This is a genomic window from Rhizobium sophoriradicis, from assembly GCF_003939025.1.
Lineage (GTDB): Bacteria > Pseudomonadota > Alphaproteobacteria > Rhizobiales > Rhizobiaceae > Rhizobium > Rhizobium sophoriradicis.
Window position 1 is genome coordinate 33,044 of the sequence record NZ_RQIH01000021.1, and the last position, 26,053, is coordinate 59,096.

19 protein-coding genes are annotated in these 26,053 nt (G+C 56.3%); 8 read left to right on the top strand and 11 right to left on the bottom strand.

The window, feature by feature from the left end:
• Nucleotides 1-50: 50 nt before the first annotated feature.
• The 7 genes from EFR00_RS28395 to EFR00_RS28425 form a co-directional block, all read right to left on the bottom strand.
• Entirely contained in the window at nucleotides 51-1,088 is a 1,038-nt protein-coding gene (locus EFR00_RS28395) for an RnfABCDGE type electron transport complex subunit D (RefSeq protein ID WP_125864872.1), read from the bottom strand.
• The gene (locus tag EFR00_RS28400) at nucleotides 1,085-2,989 is read right to left on the bottom strand and encodes a CRTAC1 family protein (RefSeq protein ID WP_077994973.1); all 1,905 of its coding nucleotides are present in this window, start codon (nucleotides 2,987-2,989) and stop codon (nucleotides 1,085-1,087) included. The genes EFR00_RS28395 and EFR00_RS28400 overlap by 4 nt, the downstream gene beginning before the upstream one ends.
• A complete protein-coding gene (locus EFR00_RS34315) occupies nucleotides 2,986-4,062 on the bottom strand; it encodes a DUF1702 family protein (RefSeq protein ID WP_425376255.1) in 1,077 nt (358 codons plus the stop codon). Before EFR00_RS34315 ends, EFR00_RS28400 begins: the two co-directional genes overlap by 4 nt.
• 258 nt (nucleotides 4,063-4,320) lie before the next feature.
• Nucleotides 4,321-4,530: a hypothetical protein gene (locus EFR00_RS28410; RefSeq protein WP_077994971.1), complete on the bottom strand. Its 210-nt coding sequence runs from the start codon at nucleotides 4,528-4,530 to the stop codon at nucleotides 4,321-4,323.
• Nucleotides 4,531-4,594: 64 nt separating this feature from the next.
• Nucleotides 4,595-5,209 (bottom strand): DUF6008 family protein, encoded by a 615-nt coding sequence (locus EFR00_RS28415; RefSeq protein WP_077994970.1) that lies wholly within the window; start codon nucleotides 5,207-5,209, stop codon nucleotides 4,595-4,597.
• 104 nt (nucleotides 5,210-5,313) lie between these two features.
• Nucleotides 5,314-6,132, bottom strand: coding sequence for an AfsR/SARP family transcriptional regulator (locus tag EFR00_RS28420; RefSeq protein WP_077994969.1), 819 nt, complete (start codon nucleotides 6,130-6,132; stop codon nucleotides 5,314-5,316).
• A 454-nt stretch (nucleotides 6,133-6,586) separates the two neighbouring features.
• Nucleotides 6,587-7,276, bottom strand: a complete 690-nt coding sequence (locus tag EFR00_RS28425) for a dual OB domain-containing protein (RefSeq protein WP_425376256.1) — start codon at nucleotides 7,274-7,276, stop codon at nucleotides 6,587-6,589.
• 278 nt (nucleotides 7,277-7,554) lie between these two features.
• Here EFR00_RS28425 and EFR00_RS28430 point away from each other — a divergent pair, with 278 nt between their 5' ends.
• The 3 genes from EFR00_RS28430 to EFR00_RS28440 all read left to right on the top strand — a co-directional run bounded on the left by EFR00_RS28430 (nucleotide 7,555) and on the right by EFR00_RS28440 (nucleotide 9,446).
• A complete protein-coding gene (locus tag EFR00_RS28430; RefSeq protein ID WP_125864874.1) occupies nucleotides 7,555-8,265 on the top strand; it encodes a dual OB domain-containing protein in 711 nt (236 codons plus the stop codon).
• 102 nt (nucleotides 8,266-8,367) lie between these two features.
• Nucleotides 8,368-8,994 carry a DUF488 domain-containing protein gene (locus tag EFR00_RS28435; protein WP_077994967.1) on the top strand — a complete coding sequence of 209 codons (627 nt, stop codon included), beginning with the start codon at nucleotides 8,368-8,370 and terminating at the stop codon, nucleotides 8,992-8,994.
• A 5-nt stretch (nucleotides 8,995-8,999) separates the two neighbouring features.
• Nucleotides 9,000-9,446, top strand: a complete 447-nt coding sequence (locus EFR00_RS28440) for a DUF488 domain-containing protein (RefSeq protein WP_208655987.1) — start codon at nucleotides 9,000-9,002, stop codon at nucleotides 9,444-9,446.
• Nucleotides 9,447-9,513: 67 nt separating this feature from the next.
• On the opposite strand, the gene EFR00_RS28445 is transcribed toward EFR00_RS28440, so the two are convergent.
• Both EFR00_RS28445 and EFR00_RS28450 read right to left on the bottom strand, forming a co-directional pair.
• Nucleotides 9,514-10,593 carry an ImmA/IrrE family metallo-endopeptidase gene (locus EFR00_RS28445; RefSeq protein WP_077994966.1) on the bottom strand — a complete coding sequence of 360 codons (1,080 nt, stop codon included), beginning with the start codon at nucleotides 10,591-10,593 and terminating at the stop codon, nucleotides 9,514-9,516.
• Nucleotides 10,593-11,246 carry a hypothetical protein gene (locus EFR00_RS28450; RefSeq protein WP_077994965.1) on the bottom strand — a complete coding sequence of 218 codons (654 nt, stop codon included), beginning with the start codon at nucleotides 11,244-11,246 and terminating at the stop codon, nucleotides 10,593-10,595. The genes EFR00_RS28445 and EFR00_RS28450 overlap by 1 nt, the downstream gene beginning before the upstream one ends.
• A gap of 152 nt (nucleotides 11,247-11,398) precedes the next feature.
• On the opposite strand from EFR00_RS28450, the gene EFR00_RS28455 reads away from it, so the two are divergent.
• Entirely contained in the window at nucleotides 11,399-13,264 is a 1,866-nt protein-coding gene (locus EFR00_RS28455) for a DUF6119 family protein (RefSeq protein ID WP_077994964.1), read from the top strand.
• Nucleotides 13,265-13,702: 438 nt separating this feature from the next.
• On the opposite strand, the gene EFR00_RS28460 is transcribed toward EFR00_RS28455, so the two are convergent.
• Together EFR00_RS28460 and EFR00_RS28465 are read right to left on the bottom strand one after the other, a co-directional pair.
• Entirely contained in the window at nucleotides 13,703-15,283 is a 1,581-nt protein-coding gene (locus EFR00_RS28460; protein ID WP_167482304.1) for a recombinase family protein, read from the bottom strand.
• A gap of 433 nt (nucleotides 15,284-15,716) precedes the next feature.
• Complete coding sequence (locus EFR00_RS28465) at nucleotides 15,717-19,808, bottom strand: Eco57I restriction-modification methylase domain-containing protein (protein WP_077994962.1); 4,092 nt, start codon at nucleotides 19,806-19,808, stop codon at nucleotides 15,717-15,719.
• A 695-nt stretch (nucleotides 19,809-20,503) separates the two neighbouring features.
• Here EFR00_RS28465 and EFR00_RS28475 point away from each other — a divergent pair.
• The 4 genes from EFR00_RS28475 to EFR00_RS28490 all read left to right on the top strand — a co-directional run bounded on the left by EFR00_RS28475 (nucleotide 20,504) and on the right by EFR00_RS28490 (nucleotide 26,004).
• Complete coding sequence (locus EFR00_RS28475; RefSeq protein ID WP_077994961.1) at nucleotides 20,504-21,037, top strand: hypothetical protein; 534 nt, start codon at nucleotides 20,504-20,506, stop codon at nucleotides 21,035-21,037.
• 131 nt (nucleotides 21,038-21,168) lie between these two features.
• The gene (locus EFR00_RS28480) at nucleotides 21,169-22,026 is read left to right on the top strand and encodes a response regulator transcription factor (protein WP_077994960.1); all 858 of its coding nucleotides are present in this window, start codon (nucleotides 21,169-21,171) and stop codon (nucleotides 22,024-22,026) included.
• Nucleotides 22,023-22,601: a hypothetical protein gene (locus tag EFR00_RS28485; RefSeq protein ID WP_077994959.1), complete on the top strand. Its 579-nt coding sequence runs from the start codon at nucleotides 22,023-22,025 to the stop codon at nucleotides 22,599-22,601. Before EFR00_RS28480 ends, EFR00_RS28485 begins: the two co-directional genes overlap by 4 nt.
• A 1-nt stretch (nucleotide 22,602) precedes the next feature.
• On the top strand, nucleotides 22,603-26,004 hold the full coding sequence (locus EFR00_RS28490) for a UvrD-helicase domain-containing protein (protein ID WP_077994958.1): 3,402 nt from the start codon (nucleotides 22,603-22,605) through the stop codon (nucleotides 26,002-26,004).
• Nucleotides 26,005-26,053: the final 49 nt, after the last annotated feature.

A 26,053-nucleotide genomic window follows, 5' to 3' on the forward strand; every position in this document is an offset into this window, starting at 1 on the left:
TATCCAAACCGCTGAAGCAGAGTCTGTCGCAAAACTCGAGGGCGCGACCACTACGGATTGGACGCCAATCGTGCGGCTTGGGGCGCCCCGTCCCCGGCGTGGGACCACTTCCCATCAACTCTTCCGTCGAGCACACTTGTACTTGGATGCATCCCCACTTTCCCTGCAGATAGCATCAACAAAATTCCACGCGTCGCGGTGACAATCGTGAGTGCAAAGAACAAGCCGAAGACGACGTGAAGCTGCATCAAAATGCCGTACACGGCCGCCACCGCCATCGCGAAGATGATCTGATTGCGTGGCTTTCCCGGCGTCGTTGCTGGATCGGTAATCATGTAAAAGGTAAAAAGGATAAATGCGAAGCCTGTCATCGGGACCAGACCAGCCTCGAGCGGTGTGCCATTTGCCGCGCTACGGATTGCGGCTTGCGCCGCAAAGCAGATCACCCAAGCTCCAATCAGCGGCATGCGCCCGGTGAGCTTTGTGTTGAGCAGGCTGCCGGTCAATATAACGACTAGTGGCAGAACCCAGTCGAGCGCCCCTGAGATGTTCTCTGCAAACATATATGGCGGCGCAATTCCGACTGACGGGAAGAGAAGCAAGACAACACTGATTCCGAAATTCGATGGGTTTAGGAAATGTCGGCTTGTGTGACCGTCGCCAAGGGGTAACCGAACCCGGAATAGCCACTTCGACGCAACGGCTAGCGAAGCCCCGAAAGCGACGACCCAAAGTTGCTCAGCGGCGAAAAGCAGCATGCCGACCGCGAGCCCACTTATGTGAGCCGACAGCAGAAATGAGATAAAGTTGCCTGGCGAGCCGAGATATCGCGGACGGCGCCTATCGGCGTGGGCCTGAGCAGTTTCGGCGGCGAGTTCCGTGCCATACGCCGCTGCAAGCGCAACGAAAGGCGTTATCCAAGATTGCTCAAAACCAAGCCACAGATGGCCGAGAATGTTGAGAAAGGTTATCGCCAAGGCGAAGCGCGCCAGGCCCTTCAAACGTTTGTCGATATACCACCGGTCCCCAAGGCTCAAGCCGGGTTTCGTGGGAAGCGAATGCGGCTCGCGTTCGATGGCTATGGTCATCGCTTACTTACCTCCATGAGACAGCGGCTGTTCAAGTCTCCAGGCTCGTCAAGCACCAACCGATGCCGTCCTGGCGCGAGGCAGTATTCTCGTTCTTGACGGCCACCCTCGGTCCGCCAAGTGATCAGCACTTTCATGCTCGACATTCGATCGCCGAGGCCGAAATGCACTTCTGCCGCCCGGTGCCCGGAATGCCCATTACTAACGTCAGAAAATGCAGAAAGAGCATGGTTGTCGTCGAAAACGACCGTGGCCACGGCACCTATAGCTGGCCGTGTCGAGCCATCTTTGTTCGTCAAGCGGAGATCCAGTATGAGCGAACTGTTCTTTTGGCCCGCTTTGTTAAGAAGCAGGATAGAGTCTTCCCACTGTCGAGCGAGCGCGAAATCGAGGTCTCCGTCACCATCGACGTCTGCAAGAGCGATGCCGCGTGTGATGCTGGGTTCGTCAAAACCAATTTGAGCAGCAATATCGTGAAATCGGTCGTCGGCACCGCGCACGAAGAATGCGTCGGTGCGGTCACCGGATAATCCGTCACCCTGCGCAAAGCGAGGCCAGAACTGGGGGAATTTCAGAAGTTCGTCGTTCCCCATCGCCAATTCTTGTAACTCGGGCCAGCGGTCATGTGCTCCTTTTACAAAGCCTGCTGCCTGCAACGCCTCGTAAGACCCATCATTGTCCAAGTCGGCTAGCTTCGAATCCCAGCTCCAACTCGAACGCGCAAGCCCGAGAATGTCAGCTGCGTTTCGGTATGGGGCGATTCCCTGATCCCAACTTTTTCCGGGTTGATGCAAGAAAAGAAAATGACTTTCCTGGAGCGCATAGTCCTGCGCGATGTTGCTCACATAGATGTCTAAGCCACCGTCGCCATTGATGTCCGCGAAATCCACGCCCATGCCTTTGAAAGAATCTCGACCAAGGACGCCCGAGCGTATGTCTGTAAGACCACGTCGACCTTCAATGATGGAGAAAGACGGGGCACGAGGTCGCGATCTATTGACCAGCAAGCGATCAGGGCCAAAGTCATTGGCTACGTATATTTCAGGGTAATTGTCCTGGTTCAGGTCTGCAGCACCAAGCGCCAATGTCCAACCGTCGGACATGTCTTTGGTGAACGCGTCCGAGCGGTCCTCGAATGAGAAAGCGCCGTTCTTCGCCCCTACACTGAGCAACAACCTGTTCCGCCCACCGTTGAATGCACGGGACATAGAATGCTGCATCTCAACCGTGCGCTTCCCAGTCGTATCGAGGACGCCGGAGCCATCGGGGAAGTAATTGCCAAAGACAAAGTCGGGGAAGCCGTCACCGTCAATATCCGAGAATAGGGCTGCATTTGTAAACCAAATCTCTCGGTCTGGAACAATCTCATGAAAAACGAAAGCCTCGCGTGACATGCGACCGGTGTTCTCGAAAATCCCCGGCGGCCGACCCCAATAGTAGACAACAATGTCTGCGCGTCCGTCAGCATTTGCGTCGGCGATAAGGCATCCCATCGGCGCAATGGCACTAGCTTGGTATCCGTTGGGAGGCGTCGAAAGCATGAACCTAGGAAATGCGCCGACGTCGCGCGCCAGAGGAAGGACGGATATCGAGTCGTCGCGAGGGTCAATCAAGCAGGCATCGTTCGCGATCCCGTCGCTATCCAGATCACCAATGGCAACCGATGCTCCCACCGACGATATCCATGCGGCGATTTGTGCGAAGTTGCGATGCACCGGACGTATCGTGCGCAAGCCTTCAGTGCTGGCAGGCGAAAGCACTATCCTCTCAAAGGCAAAGCGCTCTGAGATTCTTATCACACCACCACGCGGCATCTGAGCGACCGACGCGGAAAGGAGAAATAGCCCTGCAAGGATTGCCGCCGTGCCTCTGCCAGCATTTCGCAACAGCATATCTCTCATGAAGTCCACCCTGCCGCTCTTTTGAGTTGTTCGGAGACGCGTGCCCGCCACTGCTCGTAAAGCGTCCAGCTCTGCGCCGACGGTCCGCGTAAGTGCGTTGGTCTTCTGGGCATTGCCATTCGGACGATTTCGACGGACGACAACGCATCGCCCCCAGCGAGAACCGCACCACGCGAAAGAGTTTCAGGGGTTTCGGTTCGAGCTCTTACGTGCGCCTCAAGCGCGAATGCGGCCCCTTGGGCGACATGCCAGCGGTGAGGGCCTGCAGCAGACACCAGCGCCTGCGCCTCCGATGGTTCAATGCCCCCAGCATAAGCGACTGCGAGCCCGAGCCCTGCGAAAAGATCTGAATGTCGCTCCACCTTTGTTCTGGCGATGCACGCGACAGCCTCTTCGATGCTGCCTCCGCAGACAAACCAAAGTGCCCTACCCGCCCCTTGGTCCCACGCCCGAGCACCAGGACACCCGGCAATGTGGGTCACGGCACGTGCCGGCCCAGTAGCAACATTGGCACGGCGAAAGTAGCAGTCGTGAAAACCCCAACCGTCGAAGGCGAGAGGCAGAAGCAATCCATCAAGGCTCTCGAGTATCCGGGATCGCCTCCAAGGCAATCGGGCGATTGCCCACCCAGCGCCAACAGTTGTGAGATAGGGATGCTCAACCGCGGTCGAGGTGAGGAAAGTGGGCAGTTTGGCGGCGGAGAACATGTACCAAGGCATTCCATCCCGAATGCCAAGTCCCATGGCTGCACCTTCCATGAAGAAGCCTTTCAGCCGTTGGGCGATCCGCGGTGATTGCTCAATGGTTGCGGCTTCTGAACTCCCAAGGGCGCGGTTATAGCCTCTCACGAAAGCCATTCCCGCTTCTTCAAGCGCGCTTCGAGCTTGGGGGGTCGCGGCCCTGAAGCCGCGGACAGAAAGATGAGCTTCATGTAGACCCAAGCCCGCAAGGCGCCTCGTGAGTTGAACTGCACCGAATGTCAGTCCTCGCGAGAAACCGCCTGTTACGTCATCATCTGGCTCGTTCACAAGGTGATCTGCCACGGGACAGCCCTCTTTCGTCAAACAAAACACAAACGGTGGGCCACAGATTTGTCGATACCAGACTTCGCTCTGGCGCGGCCGCCGCAGTGTTAGAGGATCAGAAGTAACAGACGGGAATTCGAGCGAGTGTCCGGACCTCTTGTTCGAGCCTCCACCTGCAGTCGCAGGAAGGTCACGAAATCATCACGAATGTCGGCAGAGATGTGAGTTTCACGGCGGCGGCACAAAGCGGCGATTAGGCTGACCGATTCTGGGCGCCTGATGTTATGCGGATGACGTCAACCGCACTCAAACATCAGTCTTTGAAGGGTGGCGCAGCCATTGCGCGATGACGTCGAAGGCAGCCGGGACGTCACTTACCACCTTCCGACGATCGAAAGCGTGGGTTGCAGCAACTTCCTTCACCTCGATCCTTGCTCGGCGCCAGACGACCCCACCTTCATTTGGAATCCGAATAATAAACACACGTTCGCCTTGCGAACCATATCGATTGACCATGATTTTTTCCAAGGCAAGGCGAGCGGTTTTGCGCTCGCGAATTGCGCATCGCCGCCCGAGGGCTTCAGCTCCCCTGATTACGCACCAGCATCGCTCTAAGTGAATGATCTCGGGCGAATTCCATGATTCCTAGCATCGCGAATGGCATGGGAAGCAGATTCATTGCAAAGTGCCAAGATACACGGACACCAACTGCGAATTCCCGACTATCGACCAAGCTGGTGCCCCCGAATAGCGTGCTCATTCCAACTGGCTTTCCAAGAAAGAAGGCCGTTGCTGTCAACATGATGTGTTCGTACAAATGGAAGGTCTCGATATAAATAGCCCAACGAACCCATCTCGATGGAACTACTTTGTATAGGCACATCAATCCGGTCAGGAAAATGCTGTTCCCAACGAGATGGAGAACCTCCATGCCGAGCATAACCTGGCGCGTTGAAGGTGCATCCGGCGCAATCCACAAGCCAAGCCGCTGGCAAAGCGCCATGACCCAAGGTGACATCCAAGGGGTGTCACGGCCACAAATATTCGAAAGATCACCCAACAGCCATATTGCAAACTGTAAAGCGTGCTCCGCGAAATGTCCGACTTGGAAAGCCAGCCCTAAGATTGCCAAGACACCCGCTGCAACCATCAACCGTGACAGCCGATTAGTCTCTGGGAAAGTGACGGTAGACATGTGCGCCGCTCCAGACGTTCATTCTCTCCAAACTCTGAAGCAGTCGTCATTCGACTCCATCACCAAATGGTCACGGCTGAATGAACTTTTCTGATTGGGTGGTTCTACCAAGAATGTTGAAGGCACGCATTCTGCTTACTCGCATGTACGACGGCGCGTATTGCATTAACATCTTCGAAAGTTTGGCAACTGCGAACGATACGCAGCAGATCAAGCGTTTCAGGCATAGGGGAGACTCCTATCTCTTCGCGTAAGAGCCTCTGCCATCGCTCAAAGTAATTCGCCGCTTCGGCACGCTGCCCATTGAGACATAGCGCACCCAATATCTTCCGAACGAAATACTCTCGATATGGATCAAACGTTAGGACCTTCCGACAAATGGCAATCGCAGCGGGATAATCTTCTTGCGCGATATAATGTGTAAGCAGCTCGTACGCGACCCCTACAAAGCATGTGTGAAGTCTTTCCCGCTCTTCCAAAAATGCCGGACTGTCGTCTCCATCCATGAATGGTCCCAGGTAAAGATCAATGACTTGCTGCAATTCGGTGATTGAAGCGGTGTCTTTCCTGTTTGCTGAGGCCTTGGCAATGCAAGAAACAATGGCCGTGTCTACCTTGATCCACGGCTCGAGATCGAAGACGATGTTCTCACCTATGGACCGCAGATTTTTTCCGCCATTGCTGTGCGGATCTTGACACAGAATTTTCCGGAGCCGCCAGATTGCGGAATTCAGAGCAGCCCGCGATCGCTCAAGCGTCATCTCAGGCCAAAACATATCCGCAATCTTCTCCCTCCGATGCAATCTGCCAGGCGAGGAGAATAGGTGTGCGGCCATCCGAAGGCCAGAATGGCCCAGATCCGGATAGAGCCGCTTTCCATCAAGCTTTATGGAAAATGGCCCAAGAAGAGATACTTCTATCATACCCCGCCCCCACGCAGCTTCCACGCCTATTTTGCTAATTTTGAGTAAATTCTCTACATAGTAGCATTACTGAATAATCACAATCACGGAAAAGTCACGAGATATTAGAAAGCGCCTGCGCGATCGCTATTCAACCTCGTTGTCACGTGGGTCGAGAAGGCCGCCGGCCTGGTCTTGTCCAGCCACCTCAGGTTGGTCATCTGACGTTATGGCTGGACGGGTATTCGTTGCATCTGCAAACGTGAGCATCCTGTTTCGGATTCGGTATTGGAGGACACACATGTCGAGCACGGGCGCACTAGGTCGCTGCATCGGCTAAGGTAGTATCTGTAGCTCAGGATTATCGAGGCTGGCCGAAATGGCAGTTCCGCTACGCTCTGTTTAAGTTCCCCTCGGCTCATGGCTAGTTTATCTTTGCCCCAAGCCATCAATGGTTGGACCGTGCGGCCAAAAACTATGCAGTGATGACAGAAGCGATGAGCTTATATGTCCATCCATTGAATGGCTCACTGAGGCTAACACAAAGCAAAGCTTTCCCAACCGGGAACACGCCGTTCGCCCCCAGAAGATATTGGCGCTCTACGGGTGGATCGGTGATTGAAAGATAGTGCTGCACCCCGCCATGCGTGAAGCGGCCGCGGACCTTCCGCTTGCCATTGCCGAATTCAGCACCTTCCACCGCGACAGTGATCTGAAGGTCGTCCACCTCGATGAGCCGCAGTGAGCCGTCAGCCGGGGAGGCATTGGCCTCGGCCACCCTGTCGTGCAATCCGCTGTAGCTCGACGAGGTGTTGTCCCATAATGGCTTTAAGGGGTTGTCCAGGGCCCCAATAGCTTGCTGCCAGCTTCCCCTACCCTCGAGAGTCCAATAATATTCGGCGTCAATCAAGTGGTTCTCGACTTGAAACGCGTGCGGCTTCGGCTCGATCATGGGAATTCGTATGATGTCCAGGACGCGTGGATCGCGACCGTTCTCAAACCGACGGTCCTCTTCCGAGAGCTCCGCGTTTAAGCGAGCGCTAACAGGGCGTATCCACGCACCAAGCTGCCCCTTAGACAGTTCACGCCCCGCTATGCAGCGACCGCTGATCTTCCTCGAATTGGCAAGACACAATATTGTTTTGCTGTATTTCGGCATAGGCATTACTCCCCCTCATTCGCACCCACAGCCCGCGGCGCCCTCTGTTTCAAGTAAGATTCATCGGATCCTCGCACATCGCTAGCTGCCGTGGCCTTGCGGCGCAATTTTCCGTTGTTTCTCGAGCTTCGTGTCAATGAGCATAAGCCGTGTCCGAGTTGCTCCCGTAAGTCGGCGACAGCGCACGCAGGTGCTTGTCGGCGAGGAATGCGGAACTAGCAAGTGGCTCGCTTGCAAAGTACCCATTTCAACCACAGATATCGAGAAACGGGGGGGTGGACCAGATGCCAACTTACGAACTGATTATTACGGATGTTACTCGATATGGCTCCTTATTCTGCGTCGCGGGATGGGACATGCAAAACGGAGGCATGATACGGCCGGAACCGGCGACAGCAAACGCCCTCGCAGAAGCATCTCGTTTCTGGGGTGAAGAGGATGCCGGCCCAGGCAAATTTTTTGCGGTTGGGAACATCGTGCGCCTCGATGCAGCCGTAGCGCCGGCGCATTTCCCTTTTCCCCACGCGACGGAAGATCGCATCTTTGTCGCGGGTGGGAATACCGCGATCATTGGGCAATTGACGCCTACACAGATCGCACAGGTTGTTGCGCCAGGCTTATCCGCATCACTGGGTCAATCTTTCGGTGGTCAGCTTCATAGAGCAAATTCTGGGAAGGCATATGTGGTAGCCGGAGCTCAGACATGCTCCCTAGATGCCATCGAAATTGAACCAGCATCGATCTCGTTTTATGAAGACAATCCTTCTCCCGGTAAACGGCAACTTCGCGCCTTAATTGATCAACACGATGCCGAGTATGATCTATCTGTCCCGGCCGATGCTGCAAAAAGCCGATTCTTGATCGGCGGAATTGCGACGCTACAAGCCGACGCGTTGGCTAGTCAACGCATACACGTTCGTCTCGGCCTTTGCCGGCCGTTCTCGGCAATGCCTAACTCCTGCTATGCGCAAGTAAATGGTTTGTATTTTTTGTGATCGAGACCGCTGGCCGGATAGATTGCCCATTGGTAAGGTACATGAAGTCGACGAAACGGAGATCGTGTCAGACGAGCGGTCGTAACATGAAGGAGGCCAGTAATGGCAGATACGGCTGGTGAGGTTCTGACGATTGGACACTCAACACTTCCCTACGAGCGCTTCTTGGAACTTTTGCGTCAAGCGTCGGTAACAGCGATAGCTGACGTGAGAACAGCTCCATATTCACGGCATTTCCCGCAATTCAATAGAGAAACCCTACGTGACGAGTTGCGGCTGGATCAAATTGCGTACGTTTTCCTCGGAGAGGAGCTGGGAGGGCGCCCTAAAGACAAACGCTTTTTCTGTGACGGCGTCGCTGATTATGAAAAAATGGCCATGACGAAAGATTTCGCTCGCGGCCTAGATAGGGTTGTCGAGGGCTCGAAAAAGTACCGCATCGCTTTGATGTGTTCCGAACACGACCCTCTGGACTGCCATCGCTGCTTGCTCGTCGGACGCGCGCTCCACGAGAGGGGAATAGCCGTTCGGCACATTCTCGGTAATGGAGCGACAGTCGACCAGGTTGCAGTCGAAGCCAGGCTGATGAAGATGTCAGGCAAGAACAATAGCGATTTGTTCGACCCACCCGCTGAAAGGCTTGCAGCGGCCTATAGGGATCGTGCAATGAAGGTTGCGTTTGCCGAACGGCAGACGGACTTCCAACCTAAGTCGGCAGTCGGGGAGTAACGCCGTTGGAAAGCGTCAGTATCACAACGATTGGTTTCACGAAGACGACAGCTGCCGGTTTCTTTGATCGTATCAAGAAGGCTGGCGTCAAAAAGGTCATCGACGTTCGCCTTCATAATACATCGCAGCTTGCTGGTTTTGCCAAAGCCGACGACCTCGCCTATTTCCTAAAGGAAATATGTGGGGCGGATTACATTCATCAACCGCTTCTAGCCCCTACTGACGATATTCTGAAAGCCTTCAAGCGCGATAAAGGCGACTGGGGCATCTACGAAGCCTCTTTCATGAAACTGATGGGACAAAGAAAGATCGAGAGCCGCTTGAGACCAGACATGTTCTTAGGCGGATGCTTGCTGTGCTCGGAGGATAAGCCGCATCATTGCCATCGGCGGCTTGTCTGCGAATATCTCAATTCAAAATGGGATGGCGCGCTAAAAGTCCGTCATCTATAATTCAGTTGTCCACGCAGGTTGCCGTAGCCATTGACGTTAGTGGGGGTCGCCGACACGCGGTAAGTTGTCATTTGACCAACCGCAAGTTCCCTTTTTTAGGAGTCGGGGAAGCTCTCGAGTTTGACGGCACACCAACCGTCACAAGCCCAAAGAGCAACTTGACGATTTCGGACTCGGGCACCGAAAGGATTTCGGAAAGGCGCTCAACGCCGGTGCCGTTTTGACGTAGATCGTCCAAAACCTTCTTCCAGACCTGTGACTGCTCACGCCGGATCGGCACTGGCTCGTTGGTTCGCCAGCCTCGACGAGAAATTTCCATGAATAGCTGTTGGTAAGTCCATTTGGATGCCAAGCCCAATTCATGGAGCCGATAAGTCATGGCAGCGACCGAGACTGCCCACATGCTCTTAAGTTCAACAACCCTCGGCAGACCCGATATTCTCCCTACTGTCCGCAGGGGACCCTCTGGCATCAGGAACGCAGCAGCAAATTCGTTTGCTTGCTTTTCCGCTTCGAGCCCGTTCGGCGATGCATGCTTATGCAAAACGAGGTGCCCCAATTCATGAGCAGCGTCAAAACGACTACGCTCGGCAGACTTTTGAGAATTGAGAAACACATAGGGGCGCTCGCCACGCCAGACAGAGAATGCGTCGACCTCTTTGCCTTCCTCACCCAACGAGAAGACCCGTACGCCATTCAACTCCAAGAGGTGGATCATATTCTTGATGGGGCGGTTCCCCAGGCCCCAGAAATCACGGAGCCCAGCAGCGGCACTCTGAGGGGTATCTTCCCGCATGTCTGGTACAGAGGATGCTGGCAGATCGAACTCGCTTTCCAACCAGTCGGACAGGATAAATGCTATCGCACCCGCAGCTATTGCGCCATCTCGCTGTCGTGCAGTCATTTTGCTCATCGACCGGAAGCTCACTCCTTCCGCCCGAGGAATGTCCACGTCGTCTGCCATGAAGAAAGAAATTGGAAACCCTAGAACGCGCGCCAGTCTCCTGGCGACATCCTCACTTGGAAAATATTCCCCAGCCTCATATCCCGTTATTGTGCGCGGTTCGATGCCTGCTTTTAAGGCGAGTTCCTTCATCGTAAGGCCCGCACGCTGACGAGCCACAATAAGCCGCGTTCTATTAAACATCACGCTGCCTTGCGCTTTACTGGCACGTCGATATCTGTGTGGTTGATTGGATCCTCGACTGGTAACCCACCGTCGATGCCTGGCAATGGTATGAAGATGCGCTCAGCCCAATCGGTAACGTTGCGATCATCAAAGGCCGATGGCAGCGAAAGCTCAGCTCGACAGTCCTCGTCTTCGATGTGGATCAACAACATCCAGGTTAGATAGCTCAAAATCGTTGCAGCTTTACGGAGCTCCGCTTCAACTGTTTCCGGAAACATGTCTGTCTCCAGATTGTTCTTGAGAACCGCGGCCTCCGTAAAAAGCCCCTTCAAGGATTTGGTCCGAGGCGATCCATGTGCGACACAGGTCAGCGCATCAGAACTGGCAACAACGATGTTGATCTGGGCGGAATCATTGATGACAAGCGAATAATTGCTCGGATCATCTTTACGCCATCCCAACGGAAGTAACTCATCCCTCAAAGTTCGTACCACATACCGCCATGCTTCCGTACCAGGGATAAAAGGGGGGTCGTTGTCCGTACAGTTGAGGCGAGCGGTGTGGCCAGCCAAGACTGCTCTGGAAACAGCCTCCACAGAGACGTTTAGTTCAGCGAGTCGGCGCCGGGCGTCGAAAGGATGCTGATGGACGACAGTTGCTGAAAGTGCCATTGATTCGCTCGCTACTTCATTTTTTTCACCTTCTAGCAGGTTTGAAAAATGAAGTCCAGCAAAGTTGGAGCGCTATGCGTCTGAGAGAGCCCCGCTGCTATTTTCTTTTTACCAACTTATAGTAGTGTCACTTTGGGCATGGGGGGAGTTTGATGAGCAAAACGCGACCGTTCTCTATTTATCTCCTAAAAAACGATTACGACGCAACGAACTCCTTGAGGGAAGATCACGATCTGGAGGAAGCGGAAGCAACCGACCTACCCGCGGGCGCTGTCCTTTACATCCTAGACGCCGCGCCAAAGCCTCCGTGGTGGAGAGGCTATTTCGGCGTCATCGAACCGCTTCTGCAGCAATTCAAGGGGGCTCTCGTCTTTCTTCCCGTTGGCGACCGATGGTTTGCTCTCTCCTTCGGGCAGGTGTTCCATCATCTGAACGACAGCGCCTATGAATACGATTTTGGCCTGCGGGTAACACTGAACAGCGTCGACCCAAACGAATTGAAGAGTGCAGACATGGTCGCACCCGGAGTAGCGCGCCGCAAGAGAACCCAAGTGCCGGTTTCGACCGAGCTGACCTATCTCGATTTCGATGGCAACAGCGAAATCATCAAGAGTCTGACCGGCAGGGTGAGAGAAGAGTATGAGGAACTATTCAGGAATGCGACTGGTTCGGCATCGCTCAAGGTTAGCCTCGATCTCGAGCCCGGCGAATTGCCAGACATTTGCGAGACTTTGCTAGCTCTTTATGACGCGGAAGACTACAAAGCCTCGTTTCCCAACATACAGAATATATCTCCAGTCAACGATCCTTCCAAAATCGCCGAACTCGATGAGTTGCTGCTCTCCTCCGTGAAAGCCAAGGACGGTAAAGTGACGCTGACGATCCCCGACATCATTGATTATCGGGACAACACATGCTGCATATTTCAGGGCGACGGACGGTCCAGCGACGTCTTTCCAGACATTTCGATTGAGGAGTTCTACGAATTTCTCGGAGACGACTACGACCTCGCTGGGATGACCATTGAGGCCTTCAGGACCTTCCGGATGATGTTAACCGACGTCGATGGTGCGCCCGGTCGTAGCTACAGCGTCTATCGATCTCTGATCTACGACGGAGAGCCTCCCGGAGGCGTCGTCTACCATTTGTGCGAGGGAAAATGGTATCGGGTGGAGAAAAGCTACATCGAGCGGCTGAAGAACTATCTGGATGCCAAATGCTTTGACTCCGATCTGCCGCCTTACAATCATGATGCCGAAAAAGACGGCAAGGCGGTCTATAGTGAGGGGGGCTACAACGCTGCCATTCCTCACTGGAACAATGCCTTTATCTGTCTCGACCAGACTGATATCAGCCCGGCGGGCAGCACAGAAATCGAGCCGTGCGACATTTATACCGTGACCGCTGACGCCAGCGCGTCATGCGGTCACCGGGCGTTCTTGTACCATCTGAAAATTTCTACCCGCTCCTCTCACCTCAGCCATCTATTCAACCAAGGCGTCAACTCGGCGGACCTCATCCAGTTAGAGCCCGCGTCTCGCGAAAAAATGAAGGCGCTGGTGACCGGGAAACTGAACGGAAACGACGCCGCGGTGTTTCTTGCGCCTCTCGATTCCTTTGATTTTAAGGTCATTTTCGGCATTATCACTCACAAGAATAAGGACGACCGATCGGAAAACCTGCCTTTATTTTCGAAGATCAGCTTGATGCGCAACATGCAGCAGCTGGATGTCCGAAAAATACCCTCAGTTCTGATGTTTATCGAGGATCGAAGCCCCAAAAAGCACGGTCACCCTAAGCACGAGCAGATAGTCGTGGAAATCGTAGCGCTCGATAATGGGAAAAGCGAAATACGAGCTGTCGAGGGACAAGGCTACGATCCAGCAATTCCGATAAAGTCATGTCCGAAAGATGTCCGGGAAAGCGCTGCTGGGACGCGTTACAGATTGACTGTTAAACGGGGCGCGGACGGAGCGCTTTCGAGTTACCATGGCTGGCCATTTGAAATTGCCGTGTGATCTCCTCGCGTCGTGAGATGTAAACTAGAATGAGAAATCTGCGGATCGCAAAGTCGGAGGGCTGGCCGCGGTAGGTGGGAAGGACCGCCGCACGGTGGTCATTTTCTGCACTCTGTTCTCTTCGAAATTCGCGGTCCGTCTCCATAGACTTGCGATCATCGGGACTAATACCCTTGCGGGGTCGGGCGGCGGCCCCTCGCCACCCACTCTCGCCAAAATGGCCGGCGTGGGCTTGAAGATCCCGAAACACCTGGCGATTGGACGGTGACCTTCACGCGCTGTCATCCGGATGACCGAGGAAACGTCGATGGCGACCGCGCGTTGCCAACCTTGGTGAAGGAATCATTGGCGCAGCCGGTTTTGGCGGTCACGATATCAGCCGGAATCGAGGCCGCTGCGAACGCGGGTCTGTTTTGCTCTGCCTTACCCGCAAATGCGCTAGATAGGCGGGCTGGGTATCGAATCGCCGGACTCCCGGCTGATGAGCTTGCCTTGCGTCGCCAAGGCAAACACAAACTCTTTGCGGCTCTTTCCTGGTGTTACCTTGATGGGACCGGCTATATGCCTAAGTTGCAGAACGATTTTCTCATCGCTACTATCGGGCAGGTTTTCGATCAGCGCCCTGACGCGGCTGTAAAATGACTGCGACGTAAAGTTCCTGGTTTCCAAGCGCTCCTGGTAGATTTCGAGTTTCGCGCGCAGCCTTTCGGCTTGGCCTTCGAGTTGCTGGAATCGTTCCTTCAGACGCGGCGTGTAGAGGCCATCCTCTATGGCCGCTAGGAGGCCGCGCAGCCTCCCCTCGATTCTCTCCAACTCTCGCCGATCGTTTTGGATCTTGCGACTCCGCTCATGGTGGTCGAACCGGTCTTCGGTGACCAAAGCGGCGAAGTGCCGTTCAATGGTGAATAGGGTTTCCACCAAAACCGCTCGCACCTGCTTTTCCATGACGTGACGCTGAATCGTCTTGCCGTTGTCGCAGCACTTGCGCCGATAGTGCCCCGCGCAGCCATAACGATCTCTTCCGACATGGCAGAAGTCGCAGCCACAATCCGCGCATACCAACAATCGATAGAGATACGAGGCGGAGACCGTCAGACCGCGAGAGCGGGCCTCTCTGGAATTCTGGACCCCTTCGCGCACATTTTTGAAGCGCTGTTCGATATCTTGCTGCCGGTTTTTGACAGCTTGCCACAAGGGCTCCTCGATGATGCGCAGGCTGGCGACATCCGTTGTGACCCAATCGGTCTCCGGGTTGCGCCGTGCCTGACGCTTCCCTGTGCCCGGATCCTTAACGTAGCGCAACCTGTTCCAGATGAGCACGCCCTGATAAAGCTCGTTATTGAGGATGCCGGTCCCCCTTGACCTATGTCCTCGAATGGTACTCGCTGCCCATGGACGTCCCGCTGGTCCGGGAATGGCCTCCTTGTTCAGCGTCATGGCGATGGCAACGGGCGTCTCACCCCTGGCAAAGTCCATAAAGATCCGACGGACAATGGCGGCTTCTGCCTCGTTGATGCGCCGACCGCCAGCACCATCCTCATCATCGGCGAAGATCTTATACCCGTAAGCGAGACCACCGCCGGATCGCCCCTTCTCAACCCTTCCTCTTTGTCCACGGCGCGTCTTATCCGCCAGATCTTTCAGGTACAGAGCATTCATCGTCCCCCGGAAGCCGATCTGCAATTCATCGGCGCGGCCGTCAGAGACGGTGTGCAGTATGACCCCTGCAAAGCGCAGGAGTTTGTAGACATGGGCCATGTCTTCCTGATCCCGAGAGATCCGATCGAGCGCCTCGGCGCAGACAAATTCGAACTGGCCTCCCTTAACGTCAGCGAGGAGACTGCGTATCCCGTCCCGTCCTCGAAGGCTGGCGCCGGAAACGGCTTCGTCGCGATAGCACCCAACCACTTGCCATCCTTGCTGTTCTGCAAACTGGCGACAAATGAGGAACTGATCATCAGCCGATCTGGGGTTCTGGAGGTCGGAGGAGTAGCGGGCATAGAGCGCAACACGGGGCATCGGCATTCCTGGCATTTTCAAAGCGGAGGCCTTTGCCAGCGATAAAAGCCAAGGAGAAGCCGCAACGTCGGTTATCCAAAGGAAACGCCTTCAGCGGGAGACGCGATTTCACGCTCTGGTACGCCATTAATGGCTAAAGCAGACGATTTTCCGCATCGCAATTGGTTGCGGGTGTCAGCCAACCCGATTTGCACCTGCGGTACTAAGTCATTGATTTTATTGGAAGGTGAATCCGGGCGCCGATCTTGGCGCAAGACAGAAAACCCGGTAACCCATTGTGCCACCAAGGTTTTTTCGTCTTATGTTGGTTGCGGGGGCTCACAACCAACGATTCCTGCGATTGGTCGAACGGCACATCCGAACGCTACCGGCGAAGCGAGCCTTACGCTTGATTACTTCGACACTTTCAGGGTCGGAGGGGATTTTTGCTTACTCATAGAGCAATGTCCGCATCTGGGTCACCGGCGGAGAGGGCGTTTATATAGGCAAGGCACAGTTCACAGGAACGGTAACGCCCGCCATAAGTTGCCTTCTCCAGCCGCTCAACGATCGGGAACGTGGAGTAAATGTAGCGAACATCGTCACGGTCGGTGATTCCATAGAGGTGGAAGAAGACGGCGTCCAGTTTAGCCCGCAGTTTCAGCCTTCGCTCTTCATTCCACACGAATGGCGGCCGGATCCCACCGGCAGCATCGACGTACCCCAGGTCACGCGCGAAGGGCGCAATGTCGTTCGCAGTGTACGTCAATTCCAGCACCGCTTCGCGAACAATTTCGCCGGCCGTCCTTGAGCCAAAGCGAATATCATCAAAGCGCTGCGAACGGACAACGGGGAGTTGCTCCGCAATGTACCAGTTAAGGGTAGTGCTGTGCACTTTTGTTCTGGCGACAAAATCGAAAACGAGGGCATTCAGATTTGCCACGTACAAGCAGCCATTGCGCCGATACTCCTCCACGTTCGTCGGCATTAGCAAAGGTAGCTTGTTGCCAAATCCCGCCTTTGGGACAATCGCGCTGATAATCGTTCTGACGTCCGTCGCACGGGCGATGTCGCGGAAACCTATCAGCCAATCGAGCTGGGCAGGAAATTCGACCTCGCTTCCGGGAACCCAGAAATGCGGCGTCGGCACGAAATCAGGGTCTGCTTTCTGCTCAGGCGTGATATCACCGCTTAGGGCCGCATTATGGAGGTTCTCCTCGTTCACTTCGACAGAAGCCGCGCGGTGATCGAACTGATGGATCATGCGGCCAACATAGAGGGGCAGCCATGGGCCGGAGCTGCTGCGATAGTGGTTGCCACCAACCGGATATGCACGCTCCCGCTCTTCGAGCTCCGAAAATGTTCGGAACAGCTTGGAGTCATTCGTCATGTGGAACATGGTTGCATACTTGACCGGCCAAGCTCTCACCGGTTCGTCGCCCGAGTTGTCGATCAGAATTGGAAGGTGTGCGTAAATCGCACTCGCTAACTCTGCATCCCTGCGCGAGCGGAAAATCGGTGCCGTGCCTGTATTCGGATTCACGCGGGAGAAATCGTCAGCCGTCATCGGAAAGCGCCGATCGGGATCAGAGAGCTGCGCCACATCGTGTAGAAAGAATGCGCAGGTTGCGGGAGACTTCGTCGGCGACGGGCTTGCCACGATGGCACAGAATTTAAAACTGCGATGAACGTCGGGAAAGAAGGGCGCGCTGTTGAACCCCTGGCGACCGTTCTCAAAATCGTAGAGCGCCTTGAGCCTTCCCTGTGTTGCTACACCTTTAAAAAACAAGGATGCAGTTTTGTCGGATGCAATCCCGGATGGCGTTAACAGCCCTATCATCCCGTTGCGCTTGGCCAGAGCCATCGCCCGCTCAACAAAAAGCGAATAGATGTTGATATCGCCCCCGGACAGCAGCGGGTAGTCACCGCCAGATCGAGCCATGTGGGTCGCCGCTTCGGCGCGCTCGCTCGCCTTCCTGAAATCATTAGCTAAGGGATCACCTACGGCTTCCAGGTCGTCAATCATCCTCTTGCGGTCAGCGGCGCGCTGCGCAAGAGCAATTTCGCGTCGACGCGCAGCAAACCATTCGACCTGCTGAAGTTTCATCCTATCCCACGGCGGATTGCCAATGATCGCATCGAAGCCGCCGGTGAGGCCCTCGCCCTCCCAATCGCTCCAGACGCCCGGAAATGCGACCTGCCAGTTCAGGAAGCGCTCTTCCGCCATCAGCTCGCGAGCAACGGCGAGTATCTCGACAAAGCGTCGGCCGTGATCATCGCGGACTTGCGGCTCGCGCTTGCCAAGTGCAATCTCAAAAGGGTCTCCAAAGGAGCCGTCGAAAAAGCCCTGGATTGCCTTCGCGTTGTCCTTCCCTTTCAGGTCCTGCCATTCAATCGCATGAAGCAAAGAAAGGAACGCGTTAAGCGGCGCCGTCATCACCTGAACGCCTTCGAAGATTTCCTGCGAGCGGTGCGCTTCTGCGATCTCCGCATCCGGTAGGCCCTCGATGGTCTGCATCGAGGCCGCGGACCCAAGCGCCGTCTTAACCGGTTCATGAAGCAGCAGCGGGCTGCCATAGGCCGTGGCCTTTTCGATGCCAGTTTTCACCCACGAACCAAAAAGGCTGTCGCCGCAGCGGAGATGGTGGTCGAGAAACGACAGCGGCGCACCGACGGTGAAGCTGTGCAGCCAAAGCGCGACCTTTGCAAGCTCCACGGCCATCTGATTCTTGTCGACACCGTAGACACAGCGCTTGAGGACCATGCGCCGGATGATGTGACGGTCATCGAGCTGTTCGGGATCAACGGTCCATCTACGCTCTTCGGCGTTGCCGAGAATAGTGCTGCGGATGCCTTCGATCCGGTCGGCAAGGGGTGAGATATAGTCTGCCCACTCGACCATGGTTTCGGTTTCGGCGATAGCGGTGATGACCTGGTCGGCCATGTAGTCGACAAGGCTGACAAGAAAGTGTCCTGAGCCCATGGCCGGATCGCAGATTTTGAGATCGAGCAATTTCTCAGCCGGGTCGAACCGTCTCAGGATGCCCAGCTTGCGTCCTTCGTCCTGGTCCGAGGCTGCCAACTCTTCGGCCTTTTCCTGAAACGTGGCGAGACGCGCATCGATCAACGGCTCTAGCGTCTCGCGGATGATGAGAGCTACTAGATCATCTGGCGTGTAGTAGCTGCCTGAGCTTTTGCGCGCGAATATATTGGGGCGGATATCGACGACTTCTCCGTCCCTTACGACCTCATGCTCTAGTAGCCGCTCGTAAATCGAGCCTAGCTGTTGCACAGTCAAGTCGCGATAGTTGATGTATTTGCGCCCGCCGTCAGCTCTTTCAAAAGAGAGCTTGTCGATCACCTCCGCCATTATGGAGTCGGAAAGGCGCACCCGGCGCAGCAGCGGAGTACGTTCGGAATCGAACAGACCTCCATTATACGGCGGCAGCCCGATTGACGAGTCACCTTCGTCAATGGCGCGGCACAAATCATCGAGAACAGACCAGTAGCGTGCTGCGGTCGTCGAGAAGGTGTCGCCCCTGTCCTTGCGGTCGCCGACATCCAGTCGAACACGATCGCGCAAACCATAGTCGTCGTATCGACGGTCGTTCACAGGAAGCAGGCCGCGGTCCTCGGCATAGAGGATAAATAGCAGCCGATAGAGAAGGATCAGTGCTGCTTCTCGTACATCCTGCAGCGGGGCATCCACTGCGCTGCTGGCTATCGAACGCGCTAGCAATGGATAGATATGGTCGAACACCAGGTTCGACAGGTCGGCAGCGACGCGCTGCTCGTAGAATTTGCCTTCTTCAAGGGCGCGTAAATGGAAGGTCCTCGGATCGGTCGCGGAAGGCAGAAACGCCTCCCTTCGAAACACCAAAGCGAAAACTCGAAGGGCATGCCGGCGCAGTTCGTCATCAAGCGCGACCAGGCCGTCACTGGCCCCAGGGATTCCGAGAACAGCAGCAAGGTCAACTTCGAAGAACTGCTCGGAGACCGACCGAGCGCCGGAATAATAAAGTCGCCACCTGCCGCCGTTTGTGAGAATGCCCCAACGCAGGTTGCCGGCCGTCAAATCGTCGACACGCCGCAGATAGCGGAGCATCTGTGTTGATGGCGCAAGCTCCTCACCCCGCCTGCCCGATTGGCGATCAAGCGGCCGGCGCCAGCGCTTTGATTCAACTATTGCGAGGCCAAACTGATAACGCCTCCACTCTTCGGGAAATCGATCTGCCTGCGTCTTGGTTGAAGCGTCAGCAAACAGCAGGCCATCCGGCACATCATCCCTCCCTTTGACGGTCAGGTTTTGCTGGCGCATGGCTTGACCCCAGCCCAACCGCCGGAGAATTGGCCAGATCAAATCGTCTTCAGTTCGGGTTTCGTTAGGCGTCTGCAAAATTGGAAAGGACGAGAAGACGGCAGCTAGGTCTGCCGTCAACGCATCGACATCGTGGTCATTTAGACTTTTCCAATCCGCGTTATCTGCAATCGATTGCGTCAGAAAATCGCTGGTAAAAAGACTACCCTGAAAGATACTTTCGATCATTAACTCTTCTGCCCAATCAATCGTCTACTCGAGAACCGATAGCCCAAGTGAAGGATTCGCGCGCGCACTATTGATCCAATATCCGGTGCTATCCCCCGCTTATCAGGGGTACAGGCCGATTCTGACGTCACTCAAGGCTTTCCGATGGAGCGCCGAAGTGCGTGTGCGGCAGTATCGTCGTGCTTTTTGCCATTCGATGGTGGCGGCCACAAGCGCATATGGTAGGTGTGGTCTGGTGTCTTGCCGTCCCCGCACATATCGCCCTGGTTTCCTCGCCCGCTTCTTCCTTCAGGGAAGTGGATGCTGACGCTTAATCCGTCTAAGCCGGCATCAATGCCCGGCCTGTCTCGTAGGTCAGATGGTAGAGCGGCGAGGTCGTAGCAGCAGTTGGTTTCTCGGGCGTAGCCAATTTCCGAGCTGCAGTTACAAAGTACGCTCCGTTGACATGGTGAAGATGAGGACGGTTCTATGCGGCAAGCACTTGATCTGCCTCAGCGAACAAGGGAGGAGTTCCAATGCGGAAGACTAACTTGCGCACACTGGGAAATCGCTGATCGCGTTGCTGCGAAGAACCCTGGAAATCATTTACCCTACGGTAGCTTGATTTTTACGTTATTAAAGTTGCAACGGACTGTCCTTAATTATCACCTATCCCGTAAACTCCGAGAATCGACGCCGGCCTCTGGTGGAACCACATGCAGCAACTCAACGAAATCATTGCCACATCCACTGGACGAATCGAAGCGCACTTCTTCAATTTGCCAATTGACGGCGGGGGGCCAGTCTACCGAGAACGAGTTTACTGCTACGAACTTTACCACCAACTCAGAATACAGTGGCCGACGCAGGACCAAACCGATTTCGTGCTTAATGGCGAAGTAGACAAGCGCGGCCACCCTATACTTCATCGACTTGGGGCAGACATGTCGATTCCTGACCTGCTCGTGCACGTCCCGGGATATATGGGGCGAAACCATGCTGTGATTGAAGTTAAGCCGGGCGACAATGCGGTAAAAAATCCGCGCGGGATCGCAAAGGATCTAGTCACGCTCTCAGTTTTCCAGACGGAAGTTGGCTATGAACGCGGGTTGTATTTGTTCTATGGCTCATATCCTGAGCGACTCGTACGTGAAATTGCTGACCGGTTGGAAGTGAGGCCACGTGTCGAGGTTTGGCTTCATGGTAAGCCCGGGCAATCTGCGGCACTCGTAGATGTGATTGGCGGCTAGAACCAGAGTGATGCGGTGGAGAATAAAACGGCGCATGGCATGATCTTTCACAGTCCTCCTGATGGCGAGGCAATGCTCGATGATGCCCCCGCGCACGCGCGCGCCGGAACGAGAGAGTGCGGGGCGGCACGATGAACAAGCTGGAGGGAGCTCCCGAAATGGTGCACGAGGCAGTATCATGCGGGGCTGCGGAGGCAGTCGTGGTCCCGCTACGCAAACGAAGCCTCAACGGCGAACTTTACAAAAGGGACCCGAAGATAGAGACCTTGATCGGCGAATTGATGGTCCTGCCACGCGACGAGCTGATCGGCCGAGCTGCGATCACGAAGCGTTCCGACCCGGGCTACGTACCGAGCGAATGCCTCGTGTATTTCATTCGCGCGAGCCGTCACGACAATAGCGAGGCATGGTTCGAGCGCCTCTATCGTATTCTCATGGAGCGGGTGCTGCGCAGTGTGCCCAAATCAGAAAGCTCCGACGGCAAGACTGAATCGCTCACGCGCAGCGTGATCCGTGACAAAGTCTTCAGCCGGTTCGTCGGAATGCTATCCGCGGACCGAGCTTCATATGTCGGCAAACTCGACTATTTCGAAGTGCGGTTCGATGGCGCAGTTGCGAGCCTCAGACGCGATGCCCAGGAACAGGCTTGGCGGGACGAGAACAGATCTCAAACTCTCGAATATGACGAGGAGAGCGGTGAACTGACCGCGGAGGTGGAGAGAGCGGCCGGCGCTCATGATCCTTTTGCCGCACCGGATTTCGACGATCCGGTTTACCGGTCGCGTCTGGATGCGGCGATTGAAGCTCTACCGCCAGAACAAAGCAGGATCATATACATGCTCAAAGAGGGCTTTCCCATAGATTCAAAGGAGCCAGACGTCATGACCATCTCGAAGGCACTGGGCCGCTCCGAAAAGACGATCCGGACTTATCGCGATAAAGCGATTGCAGCATTGCGGTTGGCTCTGGCTGACGGGGAACAGCAATGAGCCCGGCTGGCGAACGCCCCTCCCGTGAAGCCGTTCTTGATGCATTCGCGGTCGAAAGCGAGCCAGATCGCTCGACCCTCGAGCGCTACCTGCGGCTTTACCCGGAATACGCCGCGGAACTCGTTGACCTATCGCGCGAGCTGAGCCGTGAAACTTCGGAAGATGACGCACCGCTCTCCGCCGCGGATCAGGCGCTGATCGACGCCGCCTGGTCGCAACATGCGAAGTCTTTGCCAGCGGCTGGGTCAGATCCTTTTGCGGCTCTGACAGCCGACGATTGGCGCGCTGTTGCTCGCCAACTGGATGTCCCGCGCCAGGTCATCACCGCGCTGCGTGAACGGCGCGTGTCGCTGCTGAGTATCCCGCTGGGATTTCTTGATAAGCTGGCAGAAGCAATGCGCTGCTCGCTCACACAGCTACAGATGTCTTGGGGAACAGCGCCATTGACCGCAGCTCGCAGCTACAAGGCAGATGGTAAGCCAAACGCGGACGAGCAGGTCACCTTCGAGAGAGTTCTCTTCGACGCCGGCGTTTCCGATGAGAAGCGCGCTGAGCTTTTGACAGAGGCCGAGTGATATGGAAAGCGTGGAGCTTGCCAGGCAAGTCGCCGCCGAGCTTCACGCTCATCTGGTCGAATCCGGCGCCGATCCCTGGTCGCCATATGATTTTGTTGTCGCCGAGGCCAAGCGACGGGGCCTCGACGTTGAGCCGACAGCGGCGGGTGCGGCTGTGCTCAACGGCGGTCGCGCGACCTTCATAGCCGCCGACGACCTGATCATTCATGAGAATGTCGGTTCCTTGTTTGAAAGAGCCTTTCTTGTTGCGCACGAGATTGGACATGTCGAGCTTGGCGACGATCCCGATGATGCTCCTGCGCCGACAATCTATCCCGCGCGCGCGGCCGAGCCGTCGCCGGTCGGCATTGATCGGGTTGTCGACTATGGGCGCAGGCAGCGGCGCGAAGTTCAAATGGACCTATTCGCGCGCGAGCTGCTGCTCCCGCGCAACGTCGCGCGGGCACTTCATATCGACGAGGGGTTTTCCGCTTCCGAGATCGCCACAAAGCTCGGCGCGCCTTTCGAGGTTGTCGCGCAACAGCTGTTCGATGCCTTGCTCCTGCCGTCGGTGCCGCCGACGACCGAGGCGGCGCATGTGGAACGGCCGTCGAATCCTTTGCAAGCGGCGGCGGCGGCACATCGCGGGGAAGCCTACCTGCTCGAAGCCGGTCCAGGCACCGGCAAGACCCAAACGTTGGTTGCACGCGTCGAACGCCTTCTGGAAGATGGCGTCGATCCGAGGCGTATCCTGCTTCTGACCTTCTCGAACAAGGCGGCGGGCGAAATGGCCGAAAGGATCGCTCGCAAGAGGCCCGAGGCGGCTGCCGCAATGTGGATTGGCACGTTTCACGCCTTTGGCCTGGATATCATTCGCCGGTTCTATGCGGAACTCGGCTTGCCGAAAGACCCGCGGATGATGGATCGGACCGAGGCGGTCGAGCTCCTTGAGGAGGAGTTTCCGCGTCTGAGGCTATCTCACTATCGCAATCTTTATGATCCCACCCAGATCATCGCCGATATGCTGGTTGCCGTGTCGAGAGCGAAGGATGAGGTGGTCGATGCCGACACCTATGCAGTGCTCGCCGACGCGATGCTGTCAAAGGCGAGTGATCCGGAGGCGCGCGAAGCAGCAGAGCGTGCGGTCGAGGTTGCGCGCCTCTACGCCGCGTATGAGCAGCTAAAGCGCAATGCCAACTGTGTCGACTTTGGCGACCTTGTAGCGTTGCCGGTGCAGCTGCTCGAGAAGGATGCGGCTATCCGCGCGGCACTCCAGGCGCAGTACGATCACATCCTGGTCGACGAATATCAGGACGTCAACCGCAGCAGCGTGAGATTGCTGAGCGCAATACGCCCCGACGGCGATAATCTCTGGGTGGTTGGTGACGCCAAGCAGTCGATCTATCGGTTCCGGGGAGCGTCATCGTTCAACATGACACGCTTCGGCAGGCAAGACTTCGCCGGCGGCAAACGCGGTCGATTGAAGCGCAACTATCGCTCCGTGCCGGAGATCACCACCAGCTTTTCCAATTTCGCGATCGAGATGCTAGCTGGCGATGCTGATAGCGGCCTTGAGGCAGAGCGGGACGCCAATGGCTATCAACCGGAATTGCGCACGGTGCGGCGAGCCGAAGAACAGCAGGTCGGCCTGGCAGACGCGATCGAGGAACTGCGGCGCGAGGGGCATGCCTATCGCGATCAGGCGGTTTTGTGCACCGGCAATGAAAAGCTGTCCAGGATAGGGCAAGATCTTGAGCGGCTCGGTGTGCCGGTCCTGTTCCTGGGCAGTCTGTTCGAGCGAGGTGAGGTCAAGGACCTGCTGGCGCTCCTCTCGATCCTCATCGACCGGCGCGCCATGGGCCTCGTTCGCATCGCGTGCTGGCCGGATTTCGCGATGTCTTTCGCGGACGTCGCGGCAGTATTTGCGTATTTGAGAGCCACAGATCCCGCTCCGGCAAGCTGGCTGCAAAATATCGACTCCATCCCGGACCTGAGTGAGGCAGGACGTCGGGCGCTCGGGAATCTGGCAACTGCCCTGGATGGATTCGGCGACGTCGCCTCGCCGTGGACAATACTCGCGACGCTGCTTCTTGATCGCACGCAGATTGCGGCACGTCTCGGAGCATCTTCGGACCTTGGTGATCGCACACGCGGTGTGGCGATCTGGCAGTTCCTCAACTTTGTGCGCATACAACCGGCGGGGCGCGGGCTGCCGGTCACGCGCCTGCTCGACCGCGTGCGCAGACTTGTGCGCCTGGGCGACGACCGCGATCTGCGCCAGTTGCCTGCAGCAGCACAGCATCTCGACGGGGTGCGGCTGATGACGATCCATGGTGCCAAGGGCCTGGAATTTGAAGCCGTGCATATCCTTGGACTTAACAGCGATACAATCCCACGCACGCCGCAGGCTCCGCCGTGCCCGGCGCCGACGGGCATGATCGCTGGTGCGGAAGGCAGCGCCCTTGATGCATTCCGGGCGGGCCAGGCCGAGGAGCAGGAATGCCTTCTCTATGTTGCGTTGTCACGCGCTCGCGACCGCCTGTTCCTTTATGCACCGACAGAGAAGAGCAATGGGCACAATCGGCCGCTCTCACCGTTCCTCGACCGCCTCGGGACCACGTTGATGCGCCGCCCGATCGTGCCGGCGCGCGCCCTTCCCCCGGCCGCAGACGCGCAGGGTGTTGAATTGATCATCGACGGACGGCTTCGATTTAGCGGACCGCAAATCGCTCTTTATGAGTCATGTCCCCGGCGCTTCTTCTACACGCATGTCCTTCAGGTCGGTGGACGTCGAACGACGACCGCATTCATGCAGTTGCATGAGGCAGTCCGCTCGGTGGTCGGGGCGGTGGTCGCGTCCGATGTGTCTCTTTCGGAGCGTGAGCTGCAAGATCGCGCGGAAGCAGCGTTCGTCAGCCAAGGGCTTTCCGATCATGGCTATCGCGCCGAATTCCTCGATCTCGCCTTGGCGATGCTGCGCTTCTTTCTGTCCAGCCGCGCGGGAGCGGTCTCCGAGGAGCCCACCGCCGTCAGTCTCATAGTTGGTGGCGAGGAAATTCTTGTCCAGCCGGACGAGGTGCTGGTGCGACCCGGTGGCGTCCGCGCCGTGCGCCGCATTGGTACAGGTCACATGCGATCCACCGAGGGCAAGGATGTCGCCGCCGCGACGCTAATCCTCGCCGTCAAGCAGGCCTTCCCGGGCGCCGTCGCAGAGCTGGTCCACCTTTCGGACGGCGAGGCGCATCTGCTGTCGCTGTCCGATCGTGAATTATCGGGGCGTAGAGACAAGCTTGCAAAGTTTCTCGGCGAAATTCGCGCGGGGCGGTTCCCTGCTGCGGTTTCATCATTCACATGCCCGAACTGTCCCGCTTTCTTCATCTGTGGTTCGACCCCGGGAGGACCGCTTAAAAAAAAGTTTGCCTGACCTTACCGGTCGGCCAATGTCGCTCCGATTGGATCCTTAGAGCCGCGGC